23 protein-coding genes and 1 pseudogene are annotated in these 25,426 nt (G+C 39.8%); all 24 read left to right on the top strand.

All coding sequences use genetic code 11. From position 1 onward, the window contains the following. Positions 1–223 precede the first annotated feature (223 nt). The 24 genes and pseudogenes from ACTNC0_RS00120 (at position 224) to ACTNC0_RS00005 (ending at position 25,288) form a co-directional block, all read left to right on the top strand. Entirely contained in the window at positions 224–1,015 is a 792-nt protein-coding gene (locus tag ACTNC0_RS00120; protein ID WP_441085821.1) for a CpsD/CapB family tyrosine-protein kinase, read from the top strand. After that, positions 936–2,015, top strand: a complete 1,080-nt coding sequence (locus ACTNC0_RS00115; protein ID WP_441085820.1) for an LCP family protein — start codon at positions 936–938, stop codon at positions 2,013–2,015. Before ACTNC0_RS00120 ends, ACTNC0_RS00115 begins: the two co-directional genes overlap by 80 nt. 103 nt (positions 2,016–2,118) lie before the next feature. Further along, on the top strand, positions 2,119–3,033 hold the full coding sequence (rfbD, locus tag ACTNC0_RS00110) for a dTDP-4-dehydrorhamnose reductase (protein WP_441085819.1): 915 nt from the start codon (positions 2,119–2,121) through the stop codon (positions 3,031–3,033). A 28-nt stretch (positions 3,034–3,061) separates the two neighbouring features. Next, entirely contained in the window at positions 3,062–3,667 is a 606-nt protein-coding gene (gene rfbC, locus ACTNC0_RS00105) for a dTDP-4-dehydrorhamnose 3,5-epimerase (protein ID WP_441085818.1), read from the top strand. 186 nt (positions 3,668–3,853) lie between these two features. Beyond that, a complete protein-coding gene (locus tag ACTNC0_RS00100) occupies positions 3,854–4,915 on the top strand; it encodes a glycosyltransferase (RefSeq protein ID WP_441086054.1) in 1,062 nt (353 codons plus the stop codon). Positions 4,916–5,628: 713 nt separating this feature from the next. Further along, complete coding sequence (locus ACTNC0_RS00095; protein ID WP_441085817.1) at positions 5,629–6,879, top strand: nucleotide sugar dehydrogenase; 1,251 nt, start codon at positions 5,629–5,631, stop codon at positions 6,877–6,879. Between the two features lie 21 nt (positions 6,880–6,900). After that, positions 6,901–7,374 carry a PssD/Cps14F family polysaccharide biosynthesis glycosyltransferase gene (gene pssD / locus ACTNC0_RS00090; RefSeq protein WP_063283358.1) on the top strand — a complete coding sequence of 158 codons (474 nt, stop codon included), beginning with the start codon at positions 6,901–6,903 and terminating at the stop codon, positions 7,372–7,374. Beyond that, positions 7,375–7,872: a PssE/Cps14G family polysaccharide biosynthesis glycosyltransferase gene (pssE, locus tag ACTNC0_RS00085; protein ID WP_441085816.1), complete on the top strand. Its 498-nt coding sequence runs from the start codon at positions 7,375–7,377 to the stop codon at positions 7,870–7,872. A gap of 10 nt (positions 7,873–7,882) precedes the next feature. Continuing rightward, positions 7,883–8,758: an ATP-grasp fold amidoligase family protein gene (locus tag ACTNC0_RS00080; protein ID WP_441085815.1), complete on the top strand. Its 876-nt coding sequence runs from the start codon at positions 7,883–7,885 to the stop codon at positions 8,756–8,758. A gap of 28 nt (positions 8,759–8,786) precedes the next feature. Further along, on the top strand, positions 8,787–10,154 hold the full coding sequence (locus ACTNC0_RS00075; protein WP_441085814.1) for an alanine/glycine:cation symporter family protein: 1,368 nt from the start codon (positions 8,787–8,789) through the stop codon (positions 10,152–10,154). Further along, the gene (locus tag ACTNC0_RS00070; protein ID WP_441085813.1) at positions 10,151–11,215 is read left to right on the top strand and encodes a glycosyltransferase family 4 protein; all 1,065 of its coding nucleotides are present in this window, start codon (positions 10,151–10,153) and stop codon (positions 11,213–11,215) included. Before ACTNC0_RS00075 ends, ACTNC0_RS00070 begins: the two co-directional genes overlap by 4 nt. Continuing rightward, entirely contained in the window at positions 11,212–12,363 is a 1,152-nt protein-coding gene (locus tag ACTNC0_RS00065; protein ID WP_441085812.1) for a polysaccharide pyruvyl transferase family protein, read from the top strand. The genes ACTNC0_RS00070 and ACTNC0_RS00065 overlap by 4 nt, the downstream gene beginning before the upstream one ends. Positions 12,364–12,376: 13 nt before the next feature. After that, positions 12,377–13,612 (top strand): Coenzyme F420 hydrogenase/dehydrogenase, beta subunit C-terminal domain, encoded by a 1,236-nt coding sequence (locus tag ACTNC0_RS00060; protein ID WP_441085811.1) that lies wholly within the window; start codon positions 12,377–12,379, stop codon positions 13,610–13,612. Next, positions 13,612–14,796 (top strand): glycosyltransferase family 4 protein, encoded by a 1,185-nt coding sequence (locus ACTNC0_RS00055; protein ID WP_441085810.1) that lies wholly within the window; start codon positions 13,612–13,614, stop codon positions 14,794–14,796. The genes ACTNC0_RS00060 and ACTNC0_RS00055 overlap by 1 nt, the downstream gene beginning before the upstream one ends. A gap of 4 nt (positions 14,797–14,800) precedes the next feature. Continuing rightward, entirely contained in the window at positions 14,801–15,748 is a 948-nt protein-coding gene (locus tag ACTNC0_RS00050) for a hypothetical protein (RefSeq protein ID WP_441085809.1), read from the top strand. 155 nt (positions 15,749–15,903) lie between these two features. Next, positions 15,904–17,175, top strand: a complete 1,272-nt coding sequence (locus ACTNC0_RS00045) for a hypothetical protein (RefSeq protein ID WP_441085808.1) — start codon at positions 15,904–15,906, stop codon at positions 17,173–17,175. Between the two features lie 97 nt (positions 17,176–17,272). Continuing rightward, positions 17,273–18,265, top strand: a complete 993-nt coding sequence (locus ACTNC0_RS00040) for a glycosyltransferase family 2 protein (RefSeq protein ID WP_441085807.1) — start codon at positions 17,273–17,275, stop codon at positions 18,263–18,265. Continuing rightward, positions 18,262–18,516 (top strand): annotated as a pseudogene (locus ACTNC0_RS00035) (transposase); the annotation flags it as partial. The gene ACTNC0_RS00040 and the pseudogene ACTNC0_RS00035, both read left to right, overlap by 4 nt. A gap of 110 nt (positions 18,517–18,626) precedes the next feature. After that, a complete protein-coding gene (locus ACTNC0_RS00030; protein WP_441085806.1) occupies positions 18,627–20,117 on the top strand; it encodes a flippase in 1,491 nt (496 codons plus the stop codon). Beyond that, a complete protein-coding gene (gene glf, locus ACTNC0_RS00025; protein WP_441085805.1) occupies positions 20,110–21,222 on the top strand; it encodes a UDP-galactopyranose mutase in 1,113 nt (370 codons plus the stop codon). Before ACTNC0_RS00030 ends, glf begins: the two co-directional genes overlap by 8 nt. Further along, the gene (locus tag ACTNC0_RS00020; RefSeq protein ID WP_441085804.1) at positions 21,223–22,239 is read left to right on the top strand and encodes a glycosyltransferase family 2 protein; all 1,017 of its coding nucleotides are present in this window, start codon (positions 21,223–21,225) and stop codon (positions 22,237–22,239) included. Positions 22,240–22,280: 41 nt separating this feature from the next. Then, positions 22,281–23,375 (top strand): polysaccharide pyruvyl transferase family protein, encoded by a 1,095-nt coding sequence (locus tag ACTNC0_RS00015; RefSeq protein WP_441085803.1) that lies wholly within the window; start codon positions 22,281–22,283, stop codon positions 23,373–23,375. A 31-nt stretch (positions 23,376–23,406) separates the two neighbouring features. After that, the gene (locus ACTNC0_RS00010; protein WP_441085802.1) at positions 23,407–24,969 is read left to right on the top strand and encodes a lipopolysaccharide biosynthesis protein; all 1,563 of its coding nucleotides are present in this window, start codon (positions 23,407–23,409) and stop codon (positions 24,967–24,969) included. Position 24,970: 1 nt separating this feature from the next. Beyond that, a complete protein-coding gene (locus ACTNC0_RS00005) occupies positions 24,971–25,288 on the top strand; it encodes a hypothetical protein (protein ID WP_441085801.1) in 318 nt (105 codons plus the stop codon). Positions 25,289–25,426 lie beyond the last annotated feature (138 nt).

Raw genomic sequence — 25,426 nt, 5'->3', positions numbered from 1 at the left:
ACAGATCGGCCTGTAACTCCGGTTTGATCATATAAGGAAGGAGAACCAAGAATTTGATAAAAGAGGCAAAGAATATCCAGGAAAAGCCTGCGCAGCCTGTGGACTGATCTGCGTACGTTACATGACAGACACTACATTAAAGACAGAGGATGACCTGAAGAGATATCTGGATATCCCGGTACTTAGTGTGATTCCTTATTACGAAGAGAAGAAAGAGTAGAAGATGGGCAGAGAAGATAACAATATTGAATCCCTGTTTCAGGATCTTGTAAAAGAATCCGGATATACGGGAAGACAGACAGAGGTAATACATCCACATGTATCAGATGTATCTTTCCGCGTAAATGAGGCCATCAATGTTCTGCGTGGAAACATCCAGTTAAGTGGAAGCAATATCAAGACAATAGCTGTAACAAGCGCCATTTCAAATGAGGGTAAATCATCAATAGCCTTCCGCCTGGCAAAGAGCATGGCGGGGCTTGAGAAGAGAATCCTCTTTATAGACTGCGATATCCGTAATTCTACCATACAGAACAGATATGATATTGTAGGCGAGAAGAAGGGCTTAAGCGAATACCTGTGCGGAAATATCAGCAAAGAGAAGATCATCTACCGCACAGATGACAAATACCTTGACATGATCTTTACAGGTGCAGTGGCACCAAACCCCAGTGAGCTGGTATCAGGTCCGTTGTTTGTAGAACTGATGGAATTTGTGCGAAGCGTTTATGATTATGTGATCGTAGATACTCCACCGTTAAACCTGGTTATCGACGGGCTGCTGATCGCCAAACAGTGTGACGGAACTGTCCTTGTTGTGGAGAGTGGAAGGACAGACAGGGCACAGGCTGATAAAGCAAAGCAGCAGATACAGTATGCAGGTATCCGTCTCCTCGGTGCAGTGCTGAACAAAGCGCCGGTTTATGAGAAACATTATGGCTACGGATACGGCTATGGCTACGGATACGGCTATGGAAAGAGCGCTAAGAAGAATGAGAAAGAAAAGAAGAAATAACCCTGTAAATAAGAAACAGATCATCATCAGTCTGGTGATCTGCCTGGCTGTAGCTTTGTTTGCAGCAGTTTTTATCCATATGGAACAGACAAAGCAGAAATCTATGCAGATCACTGCAGGGAACACCCACAATGTGGGCAACAGTTATAGAAATATTGTTTACAAAGGTCAGGAATATCAGTATAATAACCGTATCACAAATATTCTCTATGCCGGTGTGGACTCCACAGGCAAGCTGGAAGCTTCCTCCCAGTATGGAAATAAAGCCAGGGCAGACAGTATTGCTCTGGTGGTGATGGATGAGAAGAACCGCAGGATGACCATTCTCTCCATTAACCGTGATACCATGACTGATATCCGAAGATATACAATGAACGGCAATGACAAGGGACTCTATACCACGCACATCGGATATGCCTACAGCTATGGCGATGGGGGAAAGGTAAGCTGTGAGAGTCTCTGCGAAGCAGTATCACTTCTCCTTGGAGATATCCCTGTGAAGCGCTATGTAGTGACAAACCAGGACTCCATGCCCTATATCAATGAGCTGGCAGGCGGGATCACACTTACAGTGCCAAATAACGATCTTCAGGAGAAATATCCGGAGATGGCAGAGGATGCACAGGTTACCCTGGATGACAGCAGCATAAAGGATTTCCTTCAGTACAGAGATACAGAGGAGTCTTTCAGCAATGAGGGCCGTATGCAGAGACAGAAAGCCTATCTCACAGCTTATGTTGAGAAGATGCAGTCCATGGATGAGAATGACCTTGAGAAAGCATGGGATTCCCTCGATGTGATGGACGATTATATCCAGACAAGTGTGACACGCAACCAGTATCTGGGACTTGTGAAGACCCTTAAGAAAGCAGAGTTCACAGAGGACAGTATAGAGCAGCTTCCGGGAACAGACCAGGAGGGAGACCTTCATGATGAGTTCCATGTGGATGAAGATGCACTCCGGGAACTGATCATCCGTTTATTTTATGAAAAAGTATGACAGGCTGCTGTTTTTCAACCGTCTTGTTATAAAGTAACCGTAAATTAATAAGAATAGAGCCAGAAGAAAAGCGGAAATCTAAAGGGTTGAGGTTGTGGGAAGGATGAAGTTTTTTGTAACTGGCGTCAACGGTCAGCTCGGCCATGACGTGATGAATGAATTGAAAAAAAGAGGTCATGAAGGTTTCGGTTCCGACATTGCAGGAGCTTATGCTGGGGTTTCTGACGGATCGGCTGTAACAACTATGCCCTATGTCGGACTTGATATTACGGACAAGGAAGCCGTACTGAAGGTCATTTCTGAGATTCAGCCGGATGCCGTCATTCACTGTGCGGCGTGGACGGCGGTGGATATGGCAGAGGATGACGACAAGGTGGAGAAGGTTCGCGCCGTCAATGCCGGCGGGACCCAGAATATCGCAGATGCTTGTAAAGCCATCGACTGCAAGATGCTTTATCTGTCCACAGACTATGTGTTTGATGGACAGGGTACTGAACCTTGGAAGCCGGATTGTAAGGACTATAAACCTCTGAACGTCTATGGCCAGACCAAGCTGGAAGGCGAGCTGGCGGTGGCGAACACGCTGGAGAAATACTTCATCGTCCGGATTGCATGGGTATTCGGTCTGAACGGCAAGAATTTCATCAAGACCATGATTAATGTGGGCAAGACCCATGACGAAGTTCGAGTAGTTAACGACCAAATCGGTACGCCGACCTATTGTTACGACTTGGCACGTCTGCTGGTGGACATGTGCGAGACGGAGAAGTACGGCTATTACCACGCAACGAATGAGGGCGGGTATATTTCCTGGTATGACTTCTGCTGTGAGTTCTACAAGCAGTATGGATTGAGCACAAAGGTTATTCCGGTGACAACAGAAGAATACGGCTTGAGCAAGGCCGCACGCCCATTCAATAGCAGACTGGACAAGAGCAAACTGGTGGAGAACGGTTTCCAGCCGCTGCCTACCTGGCAGGATGCGGTCAGTCGATACCTGAAGGAAGCACAGCTGTAAACGATAGAGAGATTTGGAGATTAAGAAAATGGGACAGATAAACGTTGAAAAGAATGTAGGCGGCATCGAGGGACTGTGCGTGATTACGCCCGCTGTCCACGGTGATAGCCGCGGCTATTTTATGGAAACCTATAGCCAGCGAGACATGGAGGAAAACGGAATCAACATCAATTTCGTTCAGGACAACCAGTCCATGAGCGTGAAAGGCGTACTCCGTGGGTTGCACTTCCAGAAGAATTTCCCCCAGACCAAGCTGGTGAGGGTAATTAAAGGCTCTGTGTTCGATGTGGCAGTTGACCTGCGCTCCGGCAGTAAGACCTATGGCAAATGGTACGGCATCGAGCTGACAGAAGAAAATAAGAAGCAATTTCTGATTCCGAGAGGCTTTGCACACGGCTTCCTTGTGCTGAGTGATACTGCAGAGTTTTGCTATAAGTGCGACGACTTCTACCACGCAAACGATGAGGGCGGTTTAGCCTGGAACGACCCGGAGATCGGCATCGAGTGGCCGAAGGTTGAAGGGGCGTATCAAGGCACAGCAAGTGCTGAAGGATATAACGTAGACGGAGTTGTTTTGAATCTAAGTGATAAAGATCAGAAGTGGCTTGGGTTGAAGGATACATCTCATTTTTGATAAGTGCGTGGGAATTGATCCATTTCAAATGGGATGGAAAACGTTTTCTCATTTCGGGTAGATCTGTCTATGAAGTGATAAATATTTCGTTGACAGAAATCCAAGATCATACAGAACTCGACCGGAATGTCGTTAAACTATAGAAGAGGAGATGAGGATGATAAATCAATCTGATTTTCAGTAAGTATTCTGATTCCTTTAACCGGACGCAGAATCATAAACGAAACAATAGAATCTGTTATACGACAGGGTTGTCCGAATTGCGAGATTTTGATTCTCAGAAATGGTATCCAAGACCTTCCACAGGGCACAGACGTGGCTGAAATAGATGTCTTTTATCGGGATTCGGTTTTTTTGCTGCGAGAGATTTTTATCCGAAAAAAGGGAAAGGGAAACGCCTTGAATGAAGGAATAAGGCATGCAAGAAATGATTTGATTTGTGTGCTTGATGCTGATTGCGTCTTACGGGAAGATGCTCTTTCTGAGGCGGTAAAGCATTTCCGTAATGATGAAGTGGTTGCTGTCGGTGGACGCTTACTCGTCAAAAGAGAAGATTCTTCTCAGCTAGAAGCAATTCAGTTCTGTGAATATATGAAGGCATTTCAGCTTTCCAGGCGGATATTTGCCAGGTTAAACGCACAGTGTCTGATTTCAGGGGCATTTGGGGTCTTTCGCAAAAGCACTCTTCTGGGAATGAATGGATACGATATCGATACTGTTGGGGAAGATATGGAGCTAGTTCTGCGATTGCAAAAGCAAGGCTTTCAGCAATCAAAGCAACAGATTGTTTATGAACCAACTGCTGTCTGTTATACCGGAGTGCCACATAGCATCAAAAGATTACTGCATCAAAGGGACAGATGGCAAAGAGGCTTGATGGATTGTCTAATCAAGCACCATAATTTGATTGCCAACCCACGCTATGGACTATTGGGACTCGTAACAATGTGCTATCAGCTTATGGTTGAATTACTTGGACCGATATTTTGGGTGATTTATACGGTTTTGCTGATAGAAAAGAATATGCTTTCATTTCTTACGATGGTGTTTGTCGGATATGTTTTGCTTCAAATCGGACTGGCGATATTTGCAGCATACATAGATACAGAGAAAAATATAGGGAGTCTTTTGAGGTGGATACCGAAACTGATTTTAACAACAATAGAAGAAATGGTATTGCAAATACCGATTATGGTAGTGAGGGTAGTTGGAATGCTTACATTCCATTGGCGAAGACTAGTCTGGTAGATTTGATATCCTCACAATACTTCAGGGTTTAGCACCCTCTACACCATTAAAGACAGCTATACATTGTATATTTGTATGCTCGCCATACAGTACTGGTTGGTTTACCATTCTTCCCACCCTACCTTATATGTACTATTTCTCATCACTTTTACTAATACCAGCACCGAAAGATTGGGGTGGATAAGGAAGTTTAAGTGAGGGGTAAAAGAAAGTTGAAGGTACACTGGGTGGATGGGGTAGGAGAAACCCATAAAAACACTCAACCATAACACCAAACACCACCGAGCACTCAACCAAACTACTCATCAAAACCAATCAACCACTCCTCTAACAAACCACATCTAAAAAATGTGGGAGTAAGGAGAGGGAGCAGAGAGTGGAGAAGAAGATAGATGTTTGGGTAGGAAGTTTAAAAGAGGGGTAAAAGATAAGGGTAAAGGACACTGGGTGAATGGGGTAGAAAGGGTAGAGGACACTGGGTGAATGGGGTAGGAGAAGCCCATAATTTCGGATAGACCTGTCCTTCAAGCGATAAGGACAATTCGTGAAGTGATAAACACATCGAGACTCAAGGAAGTTGCAGATTCCGCGCTGTGAGAATCATGGCAAGATGACAACATCATCCAGAATGATAACCACAGCGATTAAACATAGATAAAACATTCCCGGTTTGACCGATATTCTCGATCACGCTAGGACAGACAAGGAGAAGAATGATGAAAAACTACACGATTGCAGTTGCTGGTACCGGCTATGTTGGCCTTTCGATAGCCACACTGCTGTCTCAGCACCATAAAGTATACGCAGTGGATATCATCCCGGAAAAAGTGGAACTGATCAACAGCCGGAAGTCACCGATTCAGGATGAGTATATTGAAAAGTATCTGGCTGAAAAGGAGCTGGATTTGACCGCAACGCTGGACGCCAAACTCGCTTACAGCAATGCGGATTTTGTTGTTATTGCGGCTCCTACCAACTACGACAGCCAGAAGAACTTTTTTGACACTTCCGCTGTCGAGACTGTGATCAGACTGGTCATGGAGTATAACCCGAATGCGATTATGGTCATCAAGTCCACCATCCCGGTTGGATATACCAAGAGCATCCGGGAAAAGACGGGCAGCAAGAATATCATCTTCAGCCCTGAATTCCTGCGTGAGTCAAAAGCCCTCTATGATAATTTGTACCCCAGCAGAATCATCGTCGGTACGGATATGGAAGATGAGCGCCTGGTTGAGGCAGCGCATGAGTTTGCTGCACTTCTGCAAGAGGGCGCAATCAAAGAGAACATCGACACACTGTTCATGGGCTTCACCGAGGCAGAGGCAGTGAAACTGTTCGCCAATACATATTTGGCGCTGCGAGTGTCCTACTTCAACGAACTGGATACCTATGCCGAGATGAAGGGACTGAATACCCAGCAGATTATCAACGGCGTCTGCCTGGATCCTCGTATCGGCACCCATTACAATAACCCGTCCTTTGGTTACGGCGGCTACTGTCTGCCGAAAGACACCAAGCAGTTGCTGGCCAACTATGCAGATGTGCCGGAAAACCTCATCGAAGCAATCGTTGAGAGTAATAGAACGAGGAAAGACTTCATCGCCGACCGTGTGCTGAAAATGGCAGGATACTACGGATACGAGGAAGACAACCAGTACAGCAAGAGTAAAGAGAAGCCTGCGACGGTTGGTGTCTATCGGCTGACTATGAAGAGCAATAGCGATAACTTCCGCCAGAGCAGCATCCAGGGTGTCATGAAGCGCATCAAGGCCAAGGGGGCGACTGTGGTGATCTATGAACCGACGCTGAAAGACGGTGAGACTTTCTTTGGCAGTCTGGTGGTGAATAATCTGAAGAAGTTCAAGAGCATGAGTGATGCGATTATCGCTAACCGGTATAGTAAAGATCTTGATGATGTGAAAGAGAAGGTTTACACCAGAGATTTGTTTGGTAGAGATTAATAAGTGTGGGTTAGTAGAGAGATGGATAAAAAGAAAAACGTAAAGATATGCTTTGCGGCATCATCAGGCGGACATTATGAGCAGCTCATGATGTTAAAACCACTGATGGAGAAATATGATAGCTTTGTCATTACTGAGAAGACAGATTATAGCGCAGAAGCAAAAGGCGAAAAAACATATTATATGAGGCAGGTCAATCGCCGAGAAAAAGATTTTATCTGGCGGATGATTCAAAATGCCTGGAAGTCTATCGGCATTTATAGAAAAGAAAAACCCGATGTAGTTATCTGCACGGGAGTTCTTGCAATGATACCGATTTGCTTGATTTCTAAATTTATGGGCAAGAAACTGATTTACATAGAATCTTTTGCGAAAGTTACTTCCCCTACCGAAACCGGAAAATTGCTCTACAAGTTTGCGGATCAGTTTTATGTTCAGTGGAAGCCAATGCTGAAATTCTATCCTAAAGCCATATATTTAGGAGGAATCTATTAAATGGACAATAAGATATTTATAACACTTGGATCACAGAAATTTCAGTTTAATAGATTGCTGAAGGCTGTTGATGAGCTGTGTGAAAAAGGGACAATTGATGCAGAAGATGTGTTTGCACAAATAGGCTACAGCGATTACCTTCCGAAAAACTTCAGCTATAAAAAGTTTTTGGATAGGGATGAGTTTAGCAATGAAATGGAAAAAGCCAACATTGTTATAACACATGGAGGCACTGGAGCCATTATTGGAGCTGTTAAAAAAGGTAAAAAGGTTATTGCTGTTCCTCGACGTGCAAAATATGGTGAGCATGTTGATGACCATCAACTTCAGTTGATTAAGCAGTTTGACGATCTTAATTTGATATGTTCTTGTCAAGACACTGGCAAATTAGATGTTGCATTAAAGACGGTACAGCTGACAAAATATAATAGCTATGAATCGAATACGGTCAACATTATAAATAGTATTGAAAATTATATTAAACAGATAAAAGTATAAGGAGAAAATCATGGGAATTGCAAAAGATTTGTATAGAAGTGTCCTTCGAGTGTTACCAGAAAAGCCTGCCCTTTATTTAATCTATTTTAGAGGATATCAAAAAATATTAAATCTAAAGAATCCACAGTACTTTGGTGAAAAGATCCAGTGGCTGAAATTATATGGGCATTTGGATGAATTAAGCGATTATGTTGACAAATATGCAGTACGAGAATTTGTTGCAAAAACGGTGGGAGACAAATACCTGAACCAATTATATGGTGTTTACAATAATCCTGATGAAATTGATTATGAAAAATTACCTAAGAGATTCGTACTAAAATGTACAAATGGAAGTGGCGCAGTTCTTATTTGCAAAGATAAGGATAATCTGAATAAAGCTGAAGCGGCCGAGACGATGAATAGATGGCTAAAAGATGACTTCTATAAAATGAAAAAAGAGCCGCAGTACAAGAATGTGAAAAATAGAATTATTGCTGAAGAATACCTAGAAGACGAATCTGGTGCATTGAGAGATTATAAGTTTTACTGCTATGATGGTGAACCGCTCTATTATGGTGTGTTCACAGACCGCTATACAGATGAAACAGTTGATATGTACGATATGGCGGGAAATAAATTAGAGGGAATTATTAACGGTGGAGTAAAGAATAGTGACTATGTTCTGCCGCAGGGCGATAATTTTCCTGAAATGGTTGATGTTGTGAGGAAGTTGGCAAGGCAGTTTCAGTTTGTAAGAGTTGATTTGTATATGGCAAATAACAATATTTACTTTGGCGAATTGACATTTACAGATGGTGCGGGTTCTGATCCGTTTACACCGCGTTCGTTTGATCTTGAAATGGCCAAAAGAATTAAGCTTGGACGAGTTTTACAAAACAAATAAATATTAATGGAATGATGGGGAGTTTATTGTGGAAACAATTATTAAAATTAATGATTTTGTCAACGGAATCGTATGGGGCGTTCCGATTATGCTCTTGATTCTTGGAACAGGAGTTTACTATACCGTCCGCTTAGGATTTATACAATTCAGGCACCCGGTATGGTTGGTTAAGCAGACTATTGTAAAAGCATTTCAGAAAAAAGACGAAGGTCCCACTGCACCGGGAGAACTTACGAGTTTTCAAGCGGCAATGACGTCTGTTTCTGCAATCGTGGGTTCTGGCAATATTGCAGGAGCTGCAACAGCCATTGTTATGGGAGGTCCTGGTGCACTTATCTGGATGATTTTGGCAGCGTTTGTTGGAATGGCCACTAAATTTGCAGAGATTGCATTGGGTATTAAGTATCGTAAAGTTCATGAAGATAGAACGGTCAGCGGTGGTGCAATGTACTATTTGTCAGAGGGACTGCATCAAAAATGGCTTGGAATTCTGTTTTCAATCCTAGTTATCCCGTTTGCATTTGTGATTTCGGGTGTTGTTGATACCAATACGATTGCGCTAACTTTAAACGAACGCTATAGCGTTCCAACACTGGTAACAGGTATCGTTTTGGCCGTTGTGGTAGGCATCATTGTCTTTGGCGGAATTGGCCGTATTGGACATGTGTGTGAAGTAGTAGCTCCATTTATGGGTGGTGCTTATATTCTCGCAGGGTTATTGATCATTATTGTTCATATTACCGAGGTCCCCCATGCTATTGCAGAAATTCTTATTGCTGCGTTTAATCCGAGGGCAGCAACAGGCGGTATTGTTGGTTCGATTTTTGTTTGTATGCGCTATGGCATTGCACGTGGAATTTACTCTAATGAAGCGGGACTTGGCACTGCCGCAATGGTTCATTGTGGGGCAAAGGTGAATGATCCAATTGAACAAGCTGTATGGGGACCTGTTGAGGTATTTCTGGATACTGTTTTTATTTGCAGCGTAACAGGTATTGCAATTGTTCTTTCTGGATTGTGGAACAGCGGCCTTGATGGTGCAGTACTTACAATGCGAGCATTTGATCAACTGCTGCCAGGTGGCATTGGTGGATTTATTTGTTTGGCATCAGTCGTGCTTTTTGGATTTTCCTGCCTGATCAGCTACTATACTTATGCGGAAAGAGCAGGAGAATACCTGTTTGGCGCCAAGTGCAAGCCGGTGATCAAAGCCCTCTGGGTGGTTATGATCATCATCGGCTCCCAGAGCACTCTGGGATTTGCGTGGGATCTGGCGGATACCTTCAACGGCCTGATGATCATTCCGAACCTCGTGGGCATCATTCTGCTGAGCAATGAAGTCGTGAAGCTGAAAAAAGACTATATGGGCAAGATTCAAACGGAGAGACAGAAATGAGAATACTGGTAGTAGGCCCTAGCCCCACGAGATCAAAGGGTGGAATGGCAACCGTTATTGAGGAGATAGAGATAGACAAAAAGTTGAATGAACAGTTTGACATAGATATTTATGAATCATATGTCGATGGAAATAAATTGAAAGTGTTGTTTTTCTCCATTTTTTCTTTTGTGCGTTTCTATTTTACAAAGCGTGATTATGATATTTACCACATCCATGCGGCTTCGTATGGCAGCACATTCAGAAAAGGCTGGTATGTCCGTGCCGCAAAGAAGTGGGGCAAGAAAGTGATTCTGCATATTCATGGTGCGGAATACATGATCTTTTATGAAAAGAGCAGAAAGAAAAAAGAGATCGTTTCGATTCTGAAAGCTGCCGATAAAGTAATTGCGCTGTCGAATGAATGGAAACGCAGATTTGAGGAAACATTCGGCCTGACCAATTGTGTTGTTTTGGAAAATGGTATTAATACTGACCGTTTGCAACCTGCAATTACAGATAACCGTACCCATCCCCATTCCTTTGTGTCCCTCGGCAGACTCGGGGAAAGGAAAGGAACATATGACCTCATTGAGGCAATCGGGATCGTAAAGCGGCAGGTCCCGGATATAAAATGCTATTTGGCCGGAGATGGTGATATTGAAAAATGCAAGGCGATAGTAGTTCAAAAAAGTTTACAGGACAATATTGACGTCGTTGGATGGGCCGATTTTGATAAAAAACTGGAGTTGCTCAAGAAGTCTAGTGTAATGGTTCTTCCTTCATATAATGAGGGACTTCCTATGGCCATCCTGGAGGGAATGGCTTCAGGAAAGGCAGTCATAAGCACAACAGTTGGCGCAATTCCAGAGGTTGTGAAGAAAGAAAATGGAATACTTATAGAGCCGGGAGACGTAGTTGCACTGGCATCAGCTTTACAGAAGTATTGCATGGATGAAAATGCAGTGGAAAGCGCGGGAAGAGCCAATATTGAGCTCATCAATAAAAATTATAGTATGAAGGCAATGCATCAAAAACTGGCTCGGTACTATTCTGACATGATGCAGGAGAATAATGTATGAAAAAAGTTGGATTGGCGGTATGCTATGACACCAAAAACTTTGGAAGCCAATTGCAAGTACTGGCTACAATAAAAAAAGTCGAGGAGTGTAACTGTACCGCTGAGATTATACGGTATAATAAGAAACTCACACCGGCATTCATCGCACAAACGATCCCAAGACTGTTTAATGTATCCTTCGTAAAGTCTAAGCTGTCCGGAAATGAGAAAGATAAAAAGTTAAAAAATCATCCGGCAATTGCGGAAAAAGTAAAACAGCGCAGCAATCGATTCAACGGCTTTGTAAAAGAATATTTTGCTCCGTATTTTTCGGTTCCATATAACGGCTGGGAGATGTTAGTGAAGAAATGCGCGGAAAATTACGATGCGTTTCTCTGTGGAAGTGACCAATTATGGCTGCCGAACAATTTGGGAAGTCACTTTTATACACTGGAATTTGCACCGGATAACAAGCCGAAGATCGCTTACGCGACAAGCTTTGGCGTCAGTCGGATACCGGGATTTCAGGAAAGAAATACGGCAAAATATCTGAACCGCTTCCAGGCGCTGAGTACCAGAGAAATTTCCGGGCAAAAAATCATCAAAGACCTGACAGGGAAAGATGCGCAGGTCGTATGCGATCCAACCCTGTTGTTTGACGCCGCGGGGTGGGCTGAAATCATCCCAAGCAAAAAAGTAATCGAAGAGCCGTATGTGTTCTGCTATTTTTTGGGGACCAATGAAGCGCATCGGGAAATTGGGGAAGAATTCCGGGAAAAGACAGGACTAAAGTTGGTTTCCTGCCCGTTCTTGGATCATTACGCGCAGAGGGATCTGACCTTTGGCGACATTCAGATCTACGACATGGATTCCAAGGATTTTGTCAATTTGATCCGTCATGCGCAGTACATTTTAACGGATTCTTTCCATGGCTCTGTCTTTAGTATTCTTCATCATAAGAAATTTATGACATTTAATCGCTTTTCTGACGGATTCAATTCCAGAAACAGCCGGATCGACAGTCTTTGCACTTTGCTGGAATTGAGCGAAAGACGGTACAGTGGAAATATTATGGATGTTGAAAAAGATATCGATTATGCTGCTGTTGAAGAAAAATTGAGCAGGCTGAGAACGGAATCAATTCAGTACCTGGAAACCGCCCTGAGATAGGAGTGATAAAGCCATGATACAGATATCTGACAAAACAAAATGCTGCGGTTGCACAGCGTGTGCAAGTAGTTGTCCTAAAAAGTGTATAACGATGCAATATGATGAAGAAGGATTTCTGTATCCGGTAGTTGATAAGACTTCTTGTGTAAATTGCGGAATTTGTGAGAAAGTGTGTCCGTTCAATAATGATCACATAACCTCAGACACACATAGTTTGTCTATTGCGTTACAGAATTTAAATGAAGCAGAAAGAAATGAGAGCACTGCAGGCGGTGCCTTTTCCCTGATTGCGGATAAACTTATAGATTCAGGTGCTGTTGTATACGCAGTTGGGTACGATTCAAATATAGTGGTTTCTCACCAACGTGCAGAAGATAAGCACGCATTATCGGATCTTCGTGGCTCAAAATACGTTCAAAGTTATTTGGGGAATACGTTCAGCCAGATACAGGATGATCTTAAGAGGGAGAGAACCGTTCTGTTTGTTGGAACCCCATGTCAAGTACATGGACTGAAAGAAATAACCGGTGATAATCAAAATCTCTATACGATCGACCTGCTTTGCTTAGGAGTTTCTTCCCCCAAGCTCTTTAGTGAATACATAAAGTATTTATCTTCAAAATATCATAGTCGTGTTAGCTCTGTTTCATTTAGAGATAAGCATTATGGTTATGCCACGCCGAATGTAAGAGTCAACTTTGATAACGGAAAATATATTCAGCAGACATATGACAGTAAAGTTCATGCGAATTTGTTCTTCAGCCATTACAATGTCAGACCTTGTTGTTATGAATGTGAATTTAGAGAGTGTCCCAGAGTAAGTGATTTCACAATAGGGGACTTTAATGATGTAGGAAATGTTGTTCCTGCCATGGATGACAATAAGGGGACTACAAGGGTTTGGGTCCATTCCGACAAAGGAAAAGGACTACTCGAAACATTAAAACAATCAGCGCGGATAACCGTTCTGGATGATAATGCATCAAACATTGTTGGTGGGAGCAGAAAACAGGTTGACTGTCCGATTCGCAGAAATGATTTTTTTGCGGATTGCAGCCAATTAAGTTACTCCGAACTAATCAGAAAATGGTATCCGTATAGAGTTAAGGGAACAATCGTAAGTATCATTCGAAATATAATTAATCTTTTCCCATTCAGAGATACGGTAACGAAAGCAATTCGGCTAAGAGAAGTGAAAAAATTTAACAAAAACGTTGCTGAGCTAAATAATAAGGGTGAAAACAAATAATGAAGAAAGTATTGATTTATTTAAATGAAAATGATTTGGCCCCAACAGGGGGTGCGAATGGATATAATTTCACTTTACGCCAGGGATTGTCGACAATAGGAACAGATGATTTCAAGATAGAGTATTTGCAGGTGGAAGTGTTAGCAACCGGAATCAATGCACAGCTGGAAAAGAAAAAAGCCTCAAAAAAGAAGGAATTCCTGCTGGCAGCGAAAAGCATCGCAAAAAAAGGAGCAATGATGTATGGCCCAATACATAAGGCTTCGGTGGATATTACACAATATGACGCGGTACATTTTCACAGAACAATGGATATGTACTGGGCCAAAGACAGTTTGAAAACATATAAAGGCAAAGTGATTTTAACATTGCACGCTCCAACAATGCCAAGCAAGCAAATGTATTCAATGCTGACTGATTTTGAAAAAAAGCATATGAAATGGTTTTATGCAAAATTGCCGGAAATTGATAATTTTGCAATAAAACGTGCAGACAATATTATTATTGCATGTGAGGAGGCCGAGGAGCCATATTACCATGACTGGCCGGGGTATGCTGAGTTCCACGAAAAAAATAAACATAAGTATGTGTATATGGCAACAGGAACGGCGCCTAAAAATGCCCTTGTGTCAAGAAAAGATATGCGTGAAAAATATAGTATTCCTCAAGATGCTTTTGTGATTTCATATGTAGGAAGACATAATGAAATCAAGGGGTATGATGCGCTAAAGAAAATCGGGAAGAATCTTTTGGATGCGAACAACAATGTCTATGTGTTCATTGCTGGAACGGAAGGTCCATTGTATCATTTAGAGCACAATCGATGGATTGAAGTAGGTTGGACGAAAGATCCGGGTTCAGTAATTCAGGCATCGGATGTCTTTGTTTTGCCCAATAAGGAAACTTATTTTGATTTGGTAATGTTAGAAGTCTTGTCTTTGGGCCAGATTGTAGTCGCATCCTACACAGGTGGTAATAAGTACTTTGCAAAATATGAGAATTCTGGAATTTTCTTATACAACAATAATGCTGAAGCAGAAAATATCATTAATACATTGATTAAGATGTCAGAAGAAGAGAGAAAAGAACTTAGAAAGAAAAATCTGGAACTGTACAAGGCAGAATTTACAAATGAGGCCTTTGCAAAGAGATATATAGATTCTCTTCACAAAATATTAGGGTAAGAATATGAACATCATAAAAAAAATTGAAGATAGACTAAATTTGGATGTTCGGCGAGCATTAAATAGAAGAACGGCATACGACTATCCACCTGAGAATGATGGTTGGATCAAGTATGGTTCTCCTATTCTTGGAGGAGAAACCGGTACATTTTATGATCCGTTTGTTCGCAGGATAGATGATCATTATGTTATGATGGTTTCTCACCGCAATACGAAAAGCATTTTACGTTGTGACTCTAAGGATGGGATACATTGGTCTAATCCTGTTTCAGTTTTGGAACCCAATGAATCAAGTGGCTGGGAAGATAGAGTAAACCGAGCCTGTTATTGGATCAAGGATGGAATGTGGTATCTTTGGTATACTGGAATGACTGAAAAGGAAGCAAGGATTGGTTTGGCAACAAGCAAAGATGGATACCACTTTGAACGCTATCAGGTGAAACCTATTATAATACCTTCGGAATCGTATGAAAAGGGAGCGGTTATGAATCCATGTGTCTTGTGGGACGATATTGATTCTGCATTTAAAATGTGGTACTCCGCTGGGGAGAAATTTGAGCCGGACGTTCTCTGTTTTGCAACAAGCAAAGATGGAATAAACTGGGAAAAACATAAGAATAACCCAGTATTTATGCACGGTGTGGATAAGTATGACCAATGTAAAGTCGGAGGTTGTGATATTGTAAAAATCAATGGGAAATACCTTCAATTTTATATCGGCTATGAAAATATTGATAACGCAAGAATCTGTATGGCTGAGTCAGATGATGGAATCCATTGGAAACGAACTGCGCAGAACCCGATTCTGGCGCCAACGAAAAGGGCCTGGGATTCAGATGCTGTGTATAAGCCTTCCGTCTGTATCGACGAGGCAGAAAACAGGGCGTATTTATGGTACAACGGGCGAAAAGGGCATAATGAATCGATTGGTCTGGCAGTGAAGGAACTGTAGGTTTCCTGTTGATATTATTTTGAGGGATTAGACGGGAACGAGAGAAATCATGGAAGGTAACGGAAGAAAAGGATTCTGCTGATCCGGTATTGGAGCAGAGGTATGTTATTTTGCGGTGAAGCCGCTTTTAATTCAGATGTATGAAAGGGGATACTATGAAGCTGAGGGTAAACTATCATGTGCTGATTTGGACGATTATTATCTATTTTTTTGCATTTCAAAGAGCTTTCATTGAAGTCTCCGAGGTTTTTTCCTATTTTGATGAGATTTTTGCAATTCTGGTCATCATCTCGATTGTAATGAGATGCGTAAGAAAAAGTTCGATGACAAGAAATGAACAGCTGATTCTGGTACTGCTGGGTTTGGTATGCTTGGTTGGAATCATTGGTAATCTAACCTCCGGTATTATGAAAAAGCCATTTCCAATTTTTGTGGATATACTGTCAACAGTAAAAGTGCTGATTTCTTATTACGCGATTGCCACCACGAATTGGAAGTCGTATGTATACGATGAGCTGATAAAAACGATGGCAAAAGTTGGAAGAGCGATTGTTTTTATTATGGCATTCTTTTTGCTGGCATCTCAGTTTTTTTCACTTGGCATGACAGGTGGAGTCCGATACGGTGTTAAATGTTTCCAATTTGTATTTAATAATCCTGGTAATTTCAGCAAGTTCTTCTACTTCTTGAGCCCGCTGCTAGTGGCGGATTTGTATTATAAATCTACGCGTTATAAAAAATTTGTGATACTGATTGCGCTGATCGTTTGGGCTTCGACAATGAGATCGCGGGCAATTTCCTTCATTGCGGTTTTTTTGATACTTGGATTTTTTTATTTCTCGGTTAAAGGAAAAGCCTGCGGCGCTCTGATAAAAAGTAAGATAAAAATCAGATATCTGATTCCGGTTGTGTTAATTGCAGCTGCACTGTCATGGAAGCAGATCGTGTTCTATTTTACTTCGGATACGCAGGCCAGAGCCGTTTTATTGCGATATGGAATCATTACGATGATCTCGTATTTTCCCATTGGCGCCGGGTTTGGTACATTTGGATCCGATATCGCGGCAAAATATTATTCGAGGCTCTACACAGATTATGGATTCGAATTTATTTACGGTATGCGGTCAAACGAGACCTATTTTCTAAATGATAACTATTGGCCCATGGTCATGGGACAGTTTGGTGTAATAGGTTTGCTGATATTTATCGTGATCCTGTATTTGTTTATCAAAATGGCAGTGAATGGAACGAAAAATAATAAGTATTTTTATTTTTCAACATTCATTGCAATGATTTTTCTACTACTTTCAAGCACCGCATCAAATAGCTACAGCGAATTCAGTTCTATTTGTGTATTCCTGTTGGTCGGAATTCTAGTGAAAAGTTCAAGAAAACAAGAAACACAAGGAGCAACAAAAAATGTATGAATACATAGTAGTAGAAATAACAGTCAGAGGAGCATTAGTTTTGCTCAGCAAGAGGACATGATATGGCAAATGTAATATTTGATAAGGAGATATGCAAATGAATGGTAAACTATTAACGATTTCTATTGCGGCCTATAATGTAGAAAAGTACCTGCATAAGCTGATGGATTCCATCATTGCAGCTGATAGGCTGGAAGATATGGAGGTTCTTGTTGTCAACGATGGTTCTCGTGACAGCACCTTAAAAATAGCGCAAGAATATCAGGTGAAATATCCTGACTCAATCATCGTTGTTGATAAGGAAAACGGAGGACATGGGTCTACCATCAATAAAGGTATTGAATTGGCTACCGGAAAGTATTTTAAAGTAATTGATGGGGACGACTGGTTTGATTCTTGCGGATTAGCAAGACTGATTGATGATATAAAACAGATTGAAGCAGACTTGATCCTTACAAATTTTAAGAATGTGTATGAAATATCCGGCAGCGAAAAAGTAAGAATGATGGGATGCACAGCGGATACCAAGCTGGAATTCAATCGTGTATGCAAGGAGTTGACTGGAATATGTTACCATAGTATTGTTATTAAAACAGATATTCTTCAGAAGCATCAGATTAAGCTGACAGAACATTCCTTTTATGTAGATAATGAATTGATTTGTTACATAATTCCTTATATCAATACAGTAATTTACTTAAATCAAACAGTTTATTGCTACAGACTTGGACGTGAGGGCCAGAGTGTTTCCGTCGAGGGAATGCAGAAAAATGAGACGCAGCACTTGAATGTCTGTTGTAGATTAATGCGGTATTACAATGATATGGAACCTGTTCTAGCTGATGAAAAAAGATATTTTATGGCTAAATTTATCTCTTCTGTTGTTACTTTTCAGTTGGACATACAGTTTAGTTTTCGCCCGTCAATTCAAAGATTAGGGAAGATACTCAGTTTTGATAATACTGTAAAACAGTATCCATTGATCTATAAGATAATGGCAAATAAGACTTACAGATTATGGAGAAAAGCACGTTGCTTATTATATGTGCCTGCTCGGTTATGGGTAAACGGTAAAATGAATAGAAGATAATTTTAAGGCAACACCGCACAGAAAAAGAGTTTCTGTCTCAGATTGAACGGATCGTTCCTTGAGAGGAATGGCTTGAACTGATTTATCCGCACTACTAAAAAGTAGGGCGCGACAACGAACTCTATCCGTTGGAGGTTATGCTGCGGCTTTATCTGTTGCAGAATTTGTATGACCTGGGAGAGGAGACAACCGTTGCGGAAGCAATCGACAGCTGCGCGTTTTCGGATTTTTACGGCATCGAGTTGCAAAATAATAATTTAAAAACATAGAAGTATTCTGGTGTGAGATAACTGGAACATTACCTATAGGATGCGTGATATGATAATTTGAAACACACAGACAGAAAGAGTAATATAATAAAATGTTTAGAGGTGAAGAGAAACATATGAAAAACAAATCGATCAAATTAAATGTATTTATGAATATGTTATTGACAATGTCATCATTTATTTTTCCGTTAATCACATTTCCGTATGTTTCTCGTATTCTTTTGCCAGAGGGAACGGGTAAAGTATCTTTTGCAACTTCAATGATTTCGTACTTTACAATGTTTGCACAACTAGGCATCCCAACATATGGTATCCGGGTTTGCGCAAAGATTCGTGACAACAGGGAAGAACTAACAAGGACAGCACATGAACTTTTATTTATTAACTTGATTATGAGTTTAATATCTTATGCTGTTCTGGGTATAGCATTATTAACAGTACCGAGGCTTCAGGAAGAGAGAACACTCTATGTAGTTGTAAGTTTTACAATTATATTGACGTCTATTGGGATGGAATGGCTGTATAAAGCACTTGAGCAGTATTTTTACATTACTATCCGTTCAATTATATTCAAAGTTGTGTCGTTAATAGCAATGTTCTTATTGGTTCATACAAAGGATGATTATGTAATTTATGGCGGCATTACAATTCTGGCATCTTCAGCATCGAACATTCTCAATTTTATCAATGTACATAAGTACATTGATATGAAGTCTGTCGGAAATTATAATGTGAAGAGGCATATCAAGCCGGTGGCAATTTTCTTTGCTATGTCATGTGCTGCAACGATTTATACAAATTTGGATACGGTGATGTTGGGATTCATGGATAGTGATGCAGATGTTGGGTACTATAATGCAGCAGTCAGGATAAAAACAATACTTGTTAGTATTGTTACATCATTGGGAGCTGTGTTATTACCAAGAGCTTCCTATTATATTGAACACGACAAAATGGATGAATTTAAGAGGATTACGGAAAAAGCCTTGAATTTTGTCTTTCTGTTTGCTTCACCCATGATATTGTATTTTATATTTTATGCGAAAGAGGGTATTTATTTCCTTTCGGGAAAAGCATATGAGGGTTCTATTGTTCCTATGCAGATTATTATGCCTACCTTACTTTTTATTGGAATTACCAACATCCTGGGAATACAGATATTGGTTCCATTAGGTCGAGAAAAAACGGTACTTTATTCGGAAATAGCAGGAGCAATCGTCGATGTAATTATTAACGCACTGTTGATTCCGAAATATGCGTCTGCTGGTGCAGCAATTGGTACTTTGGCAGCGGAATTTGTAGTTTTTGTAGTCCAATATACGGCATTAAAAAATGAGGTTACGGATGCTTTTAAATTGATTCATTATGGAAAAATACTCATAGGACTTATATTAGGAAGTGTTGCTTCTCTTTGGGTAAAAACACTTGGATTGGGAAGCTTTATAACATTGCTGATATCAGCAATGTTGTTCTTTGGGATTTACGGATTGTTTTTGTTGATAACGAAAGAAGAACTAGTCATGGAAATATTTAATCAAGTTATTGGAAAAATATTAAAGAAAGTTGGGAAGAAAAATGTATGATTATTTAGTAGTAGGTTCTGGTCTTTATGGAGCAATCTTTGCACATGAAGCGAAGGTTCATGGTAAGTCTGTTTTAGTGGTGGATAAGCGTCCTAATATCGCAGGTAATATTTACACTGAGAATATTGAGGGCATCAATGTCCATAAGTATGGTGCACACATCTTCCACACCAATAACAAGAAGGTGTGGGATTATATAACAAAATTTGCAGAATTCAACCGCTTCACGAACTCGCCAGTGGCTAACTATAAAGGTGAGCTCTACTCGCTGCCTTTCAATATGTACACCTTCAATAAAATGTGGGGTGTCGTGACGCCGGAAGAAGCTGCAGCCAAGATTGAGGAGCAGCGCAAAGAGATCACTGGAGAGCCGCAGAATCTGGAGGAGCAGGCTATCTCCCTCGTGGGTCGTGATATCTACGAAAAGCTCATCAAGGGCTACACTGAGAAACAGTGGGGACGCGATTGTAAGGATCTTCCCGCTTTCATCATTAAGCGGTTACCGGTGCGCATGACATTTGACAACAACTACTTCAATGCTCTTTATCAGGGTATTCCCGTGGGAGGCTATACTAAGATGGTGGCAAACCTGCTGAATGGCATCGAAGTTCGACTCAACATCGACTATCTGGAGCATAAGGCAGAACTGGATGCAGTAGCGGATAAGATCGTATATACTGGGCCAATCGATGCTTACTTCGGTTATAAACTTGGAACTTTGGAATATCGTTCTGTGCGTTTCGAGAACGAGATGCTAGACAAGCCTAACTTCCAGGGTAATGCAGCAGTCAATTATACTGATCGTGAGACACCGTGGACCCGTATCATCGAGCATAAGTGGTTCGAGTTTGGTAAGGATGAAAATGGTAATGAACTGGACAAAACTGTAATAAGCAGAGAGTACAGTTCTGAGTGGAAACCTGGAGATGAACCTTACTATCCAGTTAATGATGAAAAGAATGGAGCTTTGTACAAGAAGTACAAGGAATTGGCGGATAAGGAAGAAAACGTCATTTTCGGTGGTCGTCTGGGTGAGTACAAATACTATGACATGGATGCAGTAATTGCATCTGTGTTAGTAAAGTGTAAAAAGGAATTTAAATAAATGAATAACTCAGTTAGCTTTGATATTATTATCCCAGTTTACAATACGAAAAGAAATTTGTTAACACAATCTATAGATTCGGTTTTAAACCAAAGCTATTCAAATTATCGATTAATCGTTGTAGATGACGGGTCTACTAATCAAGAAATAATATCTTTATTAAAAGATTATTCTGAAGCTAATCTTTTAACTTTGTTAGCTAAAGAAAATAGTGGTTCGGCGGATGCACGTAATTTGGGATTAGATAATGTAAAAAGTGATTATTTTATTTTTCTTGATAGTGACGATTATTTGGAATCAAATATATTACAAATATTAAATAATGTTTTGTCAAAGACACCATATGACATTGTATTTTTTGGATTAAGAATGGAAGACAGAGGAAAAACTGTACAAAAGAATATACCAAGTGAGTTACTGGCATATGAAGATTTATTAAATATGTGTGATAACTCAACTAGAATTTGGGCAAATAGTTCGGTGGTTTCAAAATGTTATTCATCGAAATATAAAGATCATAAATTTGTTTCCGGATTAAGTTATGGAGAAGATAAGATTTATTTGTTCGAGTTATATAGAAAACGGAGGTTGTCAATAAAAACATTACAAAATATTGGATATGTAAATGTCGTCAATAGGCAAAGCATGACAAATTCTTTTAGCATAAAATCAGTGGAACTAATTCATCGATATTGCGAGTATTTTATAAATTATTGCCTTCCAAATACGGAAAACGGCAATAGAGTTTGTTATAAATTGCTGTACGGATCTATTCGCTATATAATTGAAAAATACCCAATTTCATTAAACATTAGTAAGTATCATTCAAATCTGAATACTATATTACGTGATGGTGTGTTTAATTATATATTGAAAAATGCATTAAGCAGTACTGATAATATTAAAGATTACATTACAATCGAATTGTTAATTCACAAGAAACCAATTTTTGCAAGAATAAACAATTCTAAGCTATTCAGGGGTTTATATAAATTAGTTAGTCTTTTGAATGGATAGTATGTATTTATTAACTCAAAAGGCTATAGGAGGATAAAGAATTGAAAAATATCGGTATATTAACTCATTATAATAATAGTACAAATTATGGTGGGTTACTACAAGCGTATGCTTTGTGCTATTACTTAAATTCACAAGGTTATCAAGCAGAACAAATTTGCTATGTATTAGGCGATAACTCGAAGAAATGTGTTGGAATAAAAAGTAAATTTAAAAAATTTTTATCTGATGTAGCACTAAAAGAACGTAAGCTATTGTTCGATTACTTTAGAAATAATCAAATTGTGCACAGTAATGTAAGTTATACAGATGACACTTTGCATATGCTAAATAATGAATATAGAGCATTTATTGTAGGAAGTGATCAGGTATGGAATAGTGACTACTTTCATAAGGGCTTCTTTTTGGATTTTGCTGATAAAGATAAATTAAAAATATCTTATGCTGCGAGTATTTCTAAAACAAAAATTGATAAAGAACATATCGATTTTTACAAAAAAAATATAGAAACGTTTAACTACATATCCGTCAGAGAGGAAAGTGCTAAGTCCCTTTTAAAATCTTTTGTAAATTCTAACATAGAAACTGTATTAGACCCAACTTTTTTACTATCCACATCTCAATGGGAAGAAATAATTTCACCGCCAATAATAAAGAGTAAGTATATATTCTATTATGAACTAACGCATAATGAACTTAACAGAAATGTTGTAGCGGAATATGCCAAAAGATCAGGACTAAAGATAGTTACAATTCCTCATGTACTAATGGAATTTAATGTGAGAGATTATTTCGATAGAACTACTAAAGTTAATAAAGTTGGGCCATCAGAATTTTTATCGTTGATAAAAAACGCTGATTATGTTTTTACAGATAGCTATCATGCGTGTGTCTTTTCGGGTTTGTTTCATACTCAGTTCTTTGTGTTTGGCAGAGAAGGTCACAGTGAAATGAATACTAGAATAATCGATATAACCAAGTTATTTGGATGTGAAAATCATTATATCGAGAATACAACCATCGATGATATTATAAGTAGAAAAGAAATAGATTATTCTTCAATTGATTTAACCGACAAGATCCAATTATCTAAATCATTCTTGGAAAAAGCGTTATCTAGATTAAATTACGAGTGAATTACTATCATGCACTATTCGAGGTGATAAAGTGGCGATAATAGAAAGAACTAAAAATGCATCGAGGAATATATTCTTCGGTGTAATTTTAAAAGTATATCAAATATTAGTACCATTCCTGATGCGTACTGCCATGATTTATCTCATGGGCGTTCAGTATTTGGGGCTGAACTCACTATTCACATCAGTTCTCCAGGTACTGAATTTAGCTGAATTGGGTGTAGGCTCTGCAATGGTTTATAGTATGTATAAGCCAATTGCGGAGGATGATGATACTACTATATGTGCGCTGATGAAACTCTATAGAACATACTATAGAGTGATTGGTTTAGTTATAGCTGTTATCGGATGTGTATTGACACCTTTTATTCCACATTTAATTAAAAGTGATGTTCCTACTGGAATTAATATCTACATACTTTACTTATTGAATTTGGGAGCCACAGTTCTTTCATATTGGCTGTTTGCATATAAAAATTCTATTCTCCAAGCTCACCAGAGAACCGATGTGGTTTCTAAGGTTACATTAGTGACCAGCACAATTCAGTATGCGTTGCAGCTTTTTGTATTGTGGGCTTTCCATAATTACTACCTTTATGTGATAGTTATGCTTGCTACACAGGCATTGACTAATATCGTGACAGCAGTATGTGCTGATAGGCTATATCCGCAGTTTAAGCCTAAAGGTAAGGTTGATGAAATCCAAGTAAAAAGAATTAATCAAAGGATACGAGATTTGTTTACATCAAAGGTTGGTTCCATTATTTACGATTCAGCTGACACCATCGTTATTTCGGCTTTCCTTGGATTAACGGCATTAGCGGTTTACCAGAATTACTTTTATATTTTAAATGCAATAACTGGTTTAATAGCTGTAGTTTTCGCAGCTTGTACAGCGGGGATTGGCAATAGTATTGTTATAGAGAGTAAGGAAAAGAATTACCAGGATCTGAATAAATTCACATTTATCATCACATGGATAGCAGGTTTCTGCTCAGTTTGCTTATTGTGTATCTATCAGCCATTTATGGAACTTTGGGTTGGAAAAAATTTGATGCTATCCATATCTGCTGTTGTGTGTTTTGTCATTTACTTCTTTGTTCGCCAATTCAACGCTCTTTTCATTCTATATAAGGATGCCTCTGGAATGTGGCACGAGGATAGACTTAGACCTTTAGCAGCAGCATTGGCTAACCTTACATTGAACTTAATATTAGTTCAGTTTATCGGTATTTATGGTATCCTTTTATCTACTGTACTTGCTATTCTTTGTGTCGGCATGCCGTGGTTATTGCACAATCTTTTTACTATTATTTTTGAAAAGAAACATATGTGGCTTTTCATCATAAAATTGGCTAAGTATACTTTTGTGGTTCTTTTTAGCTGTGTGGTTACATATTTCATCTGTTCGAGATTTAGCATTGGACTTATTCCTACTATTCTGGTTCGTGGCGTGATATGCCTTATTGTTCCAAACCTGATATATTATCTGGCATTCAGAAATACAGAAGAATACAACCAATCGCTTTTGCTGGTGGATAAAATGACTAAGGGCAAAATGAACAAAGTATTAGTTAAATTGGGAATGAATTGAAATGAAAACATACGCAGCAATATATAACAATAATGAAATAAGAGAAAACTCCTCATCAGGAGGTATATTTTCTGCTTTAGCGGATAAATTTGACGTTGTCTACGGTGTGGCTATGACTGAAGATTGCTATGGAGCAGAGATGATCAGAGTAGAAGGGGACATTAGTCCATTACGTGGATCTAAGTATTTCCAGGCCAAAGTTGGGGATGCTTTTAAATTAGTGAAAAAAGATGTGGAAGGTAACCGCCCACCGAAACCACGTCTTGCACCTCACCCTCCCTCCATGAGAGAATATTCTCAACCGGAGAAAACCCATTGAGTGTTTTCAGAGCCCTCTAAAAACACTCAAAAATCTCAAAGGAGGCACCCCCCACAGCCTGTCCGAAAACCTTATTTTTAGGCATAAATTTAGCCCCTTTCCTTCATCTGTGACATTGAAAACTGAATAAAATACACA

Origin of the sequence: Blautia sp. HCP3S3_B11 (assembly GCF_052064435.1) — a bacterium.
In the GTDB taxonomy this organism is placed as follows: Bacteria; Bacillota; Clostridia; order Lachnospirales; family Lachnospiraceae; genus Blautia_A.
The sequence above is the reverse complement of the archived record's forward strand: the minus strand, read 5'-3'. Positions and strand labels throughout refer to the sequence as shown.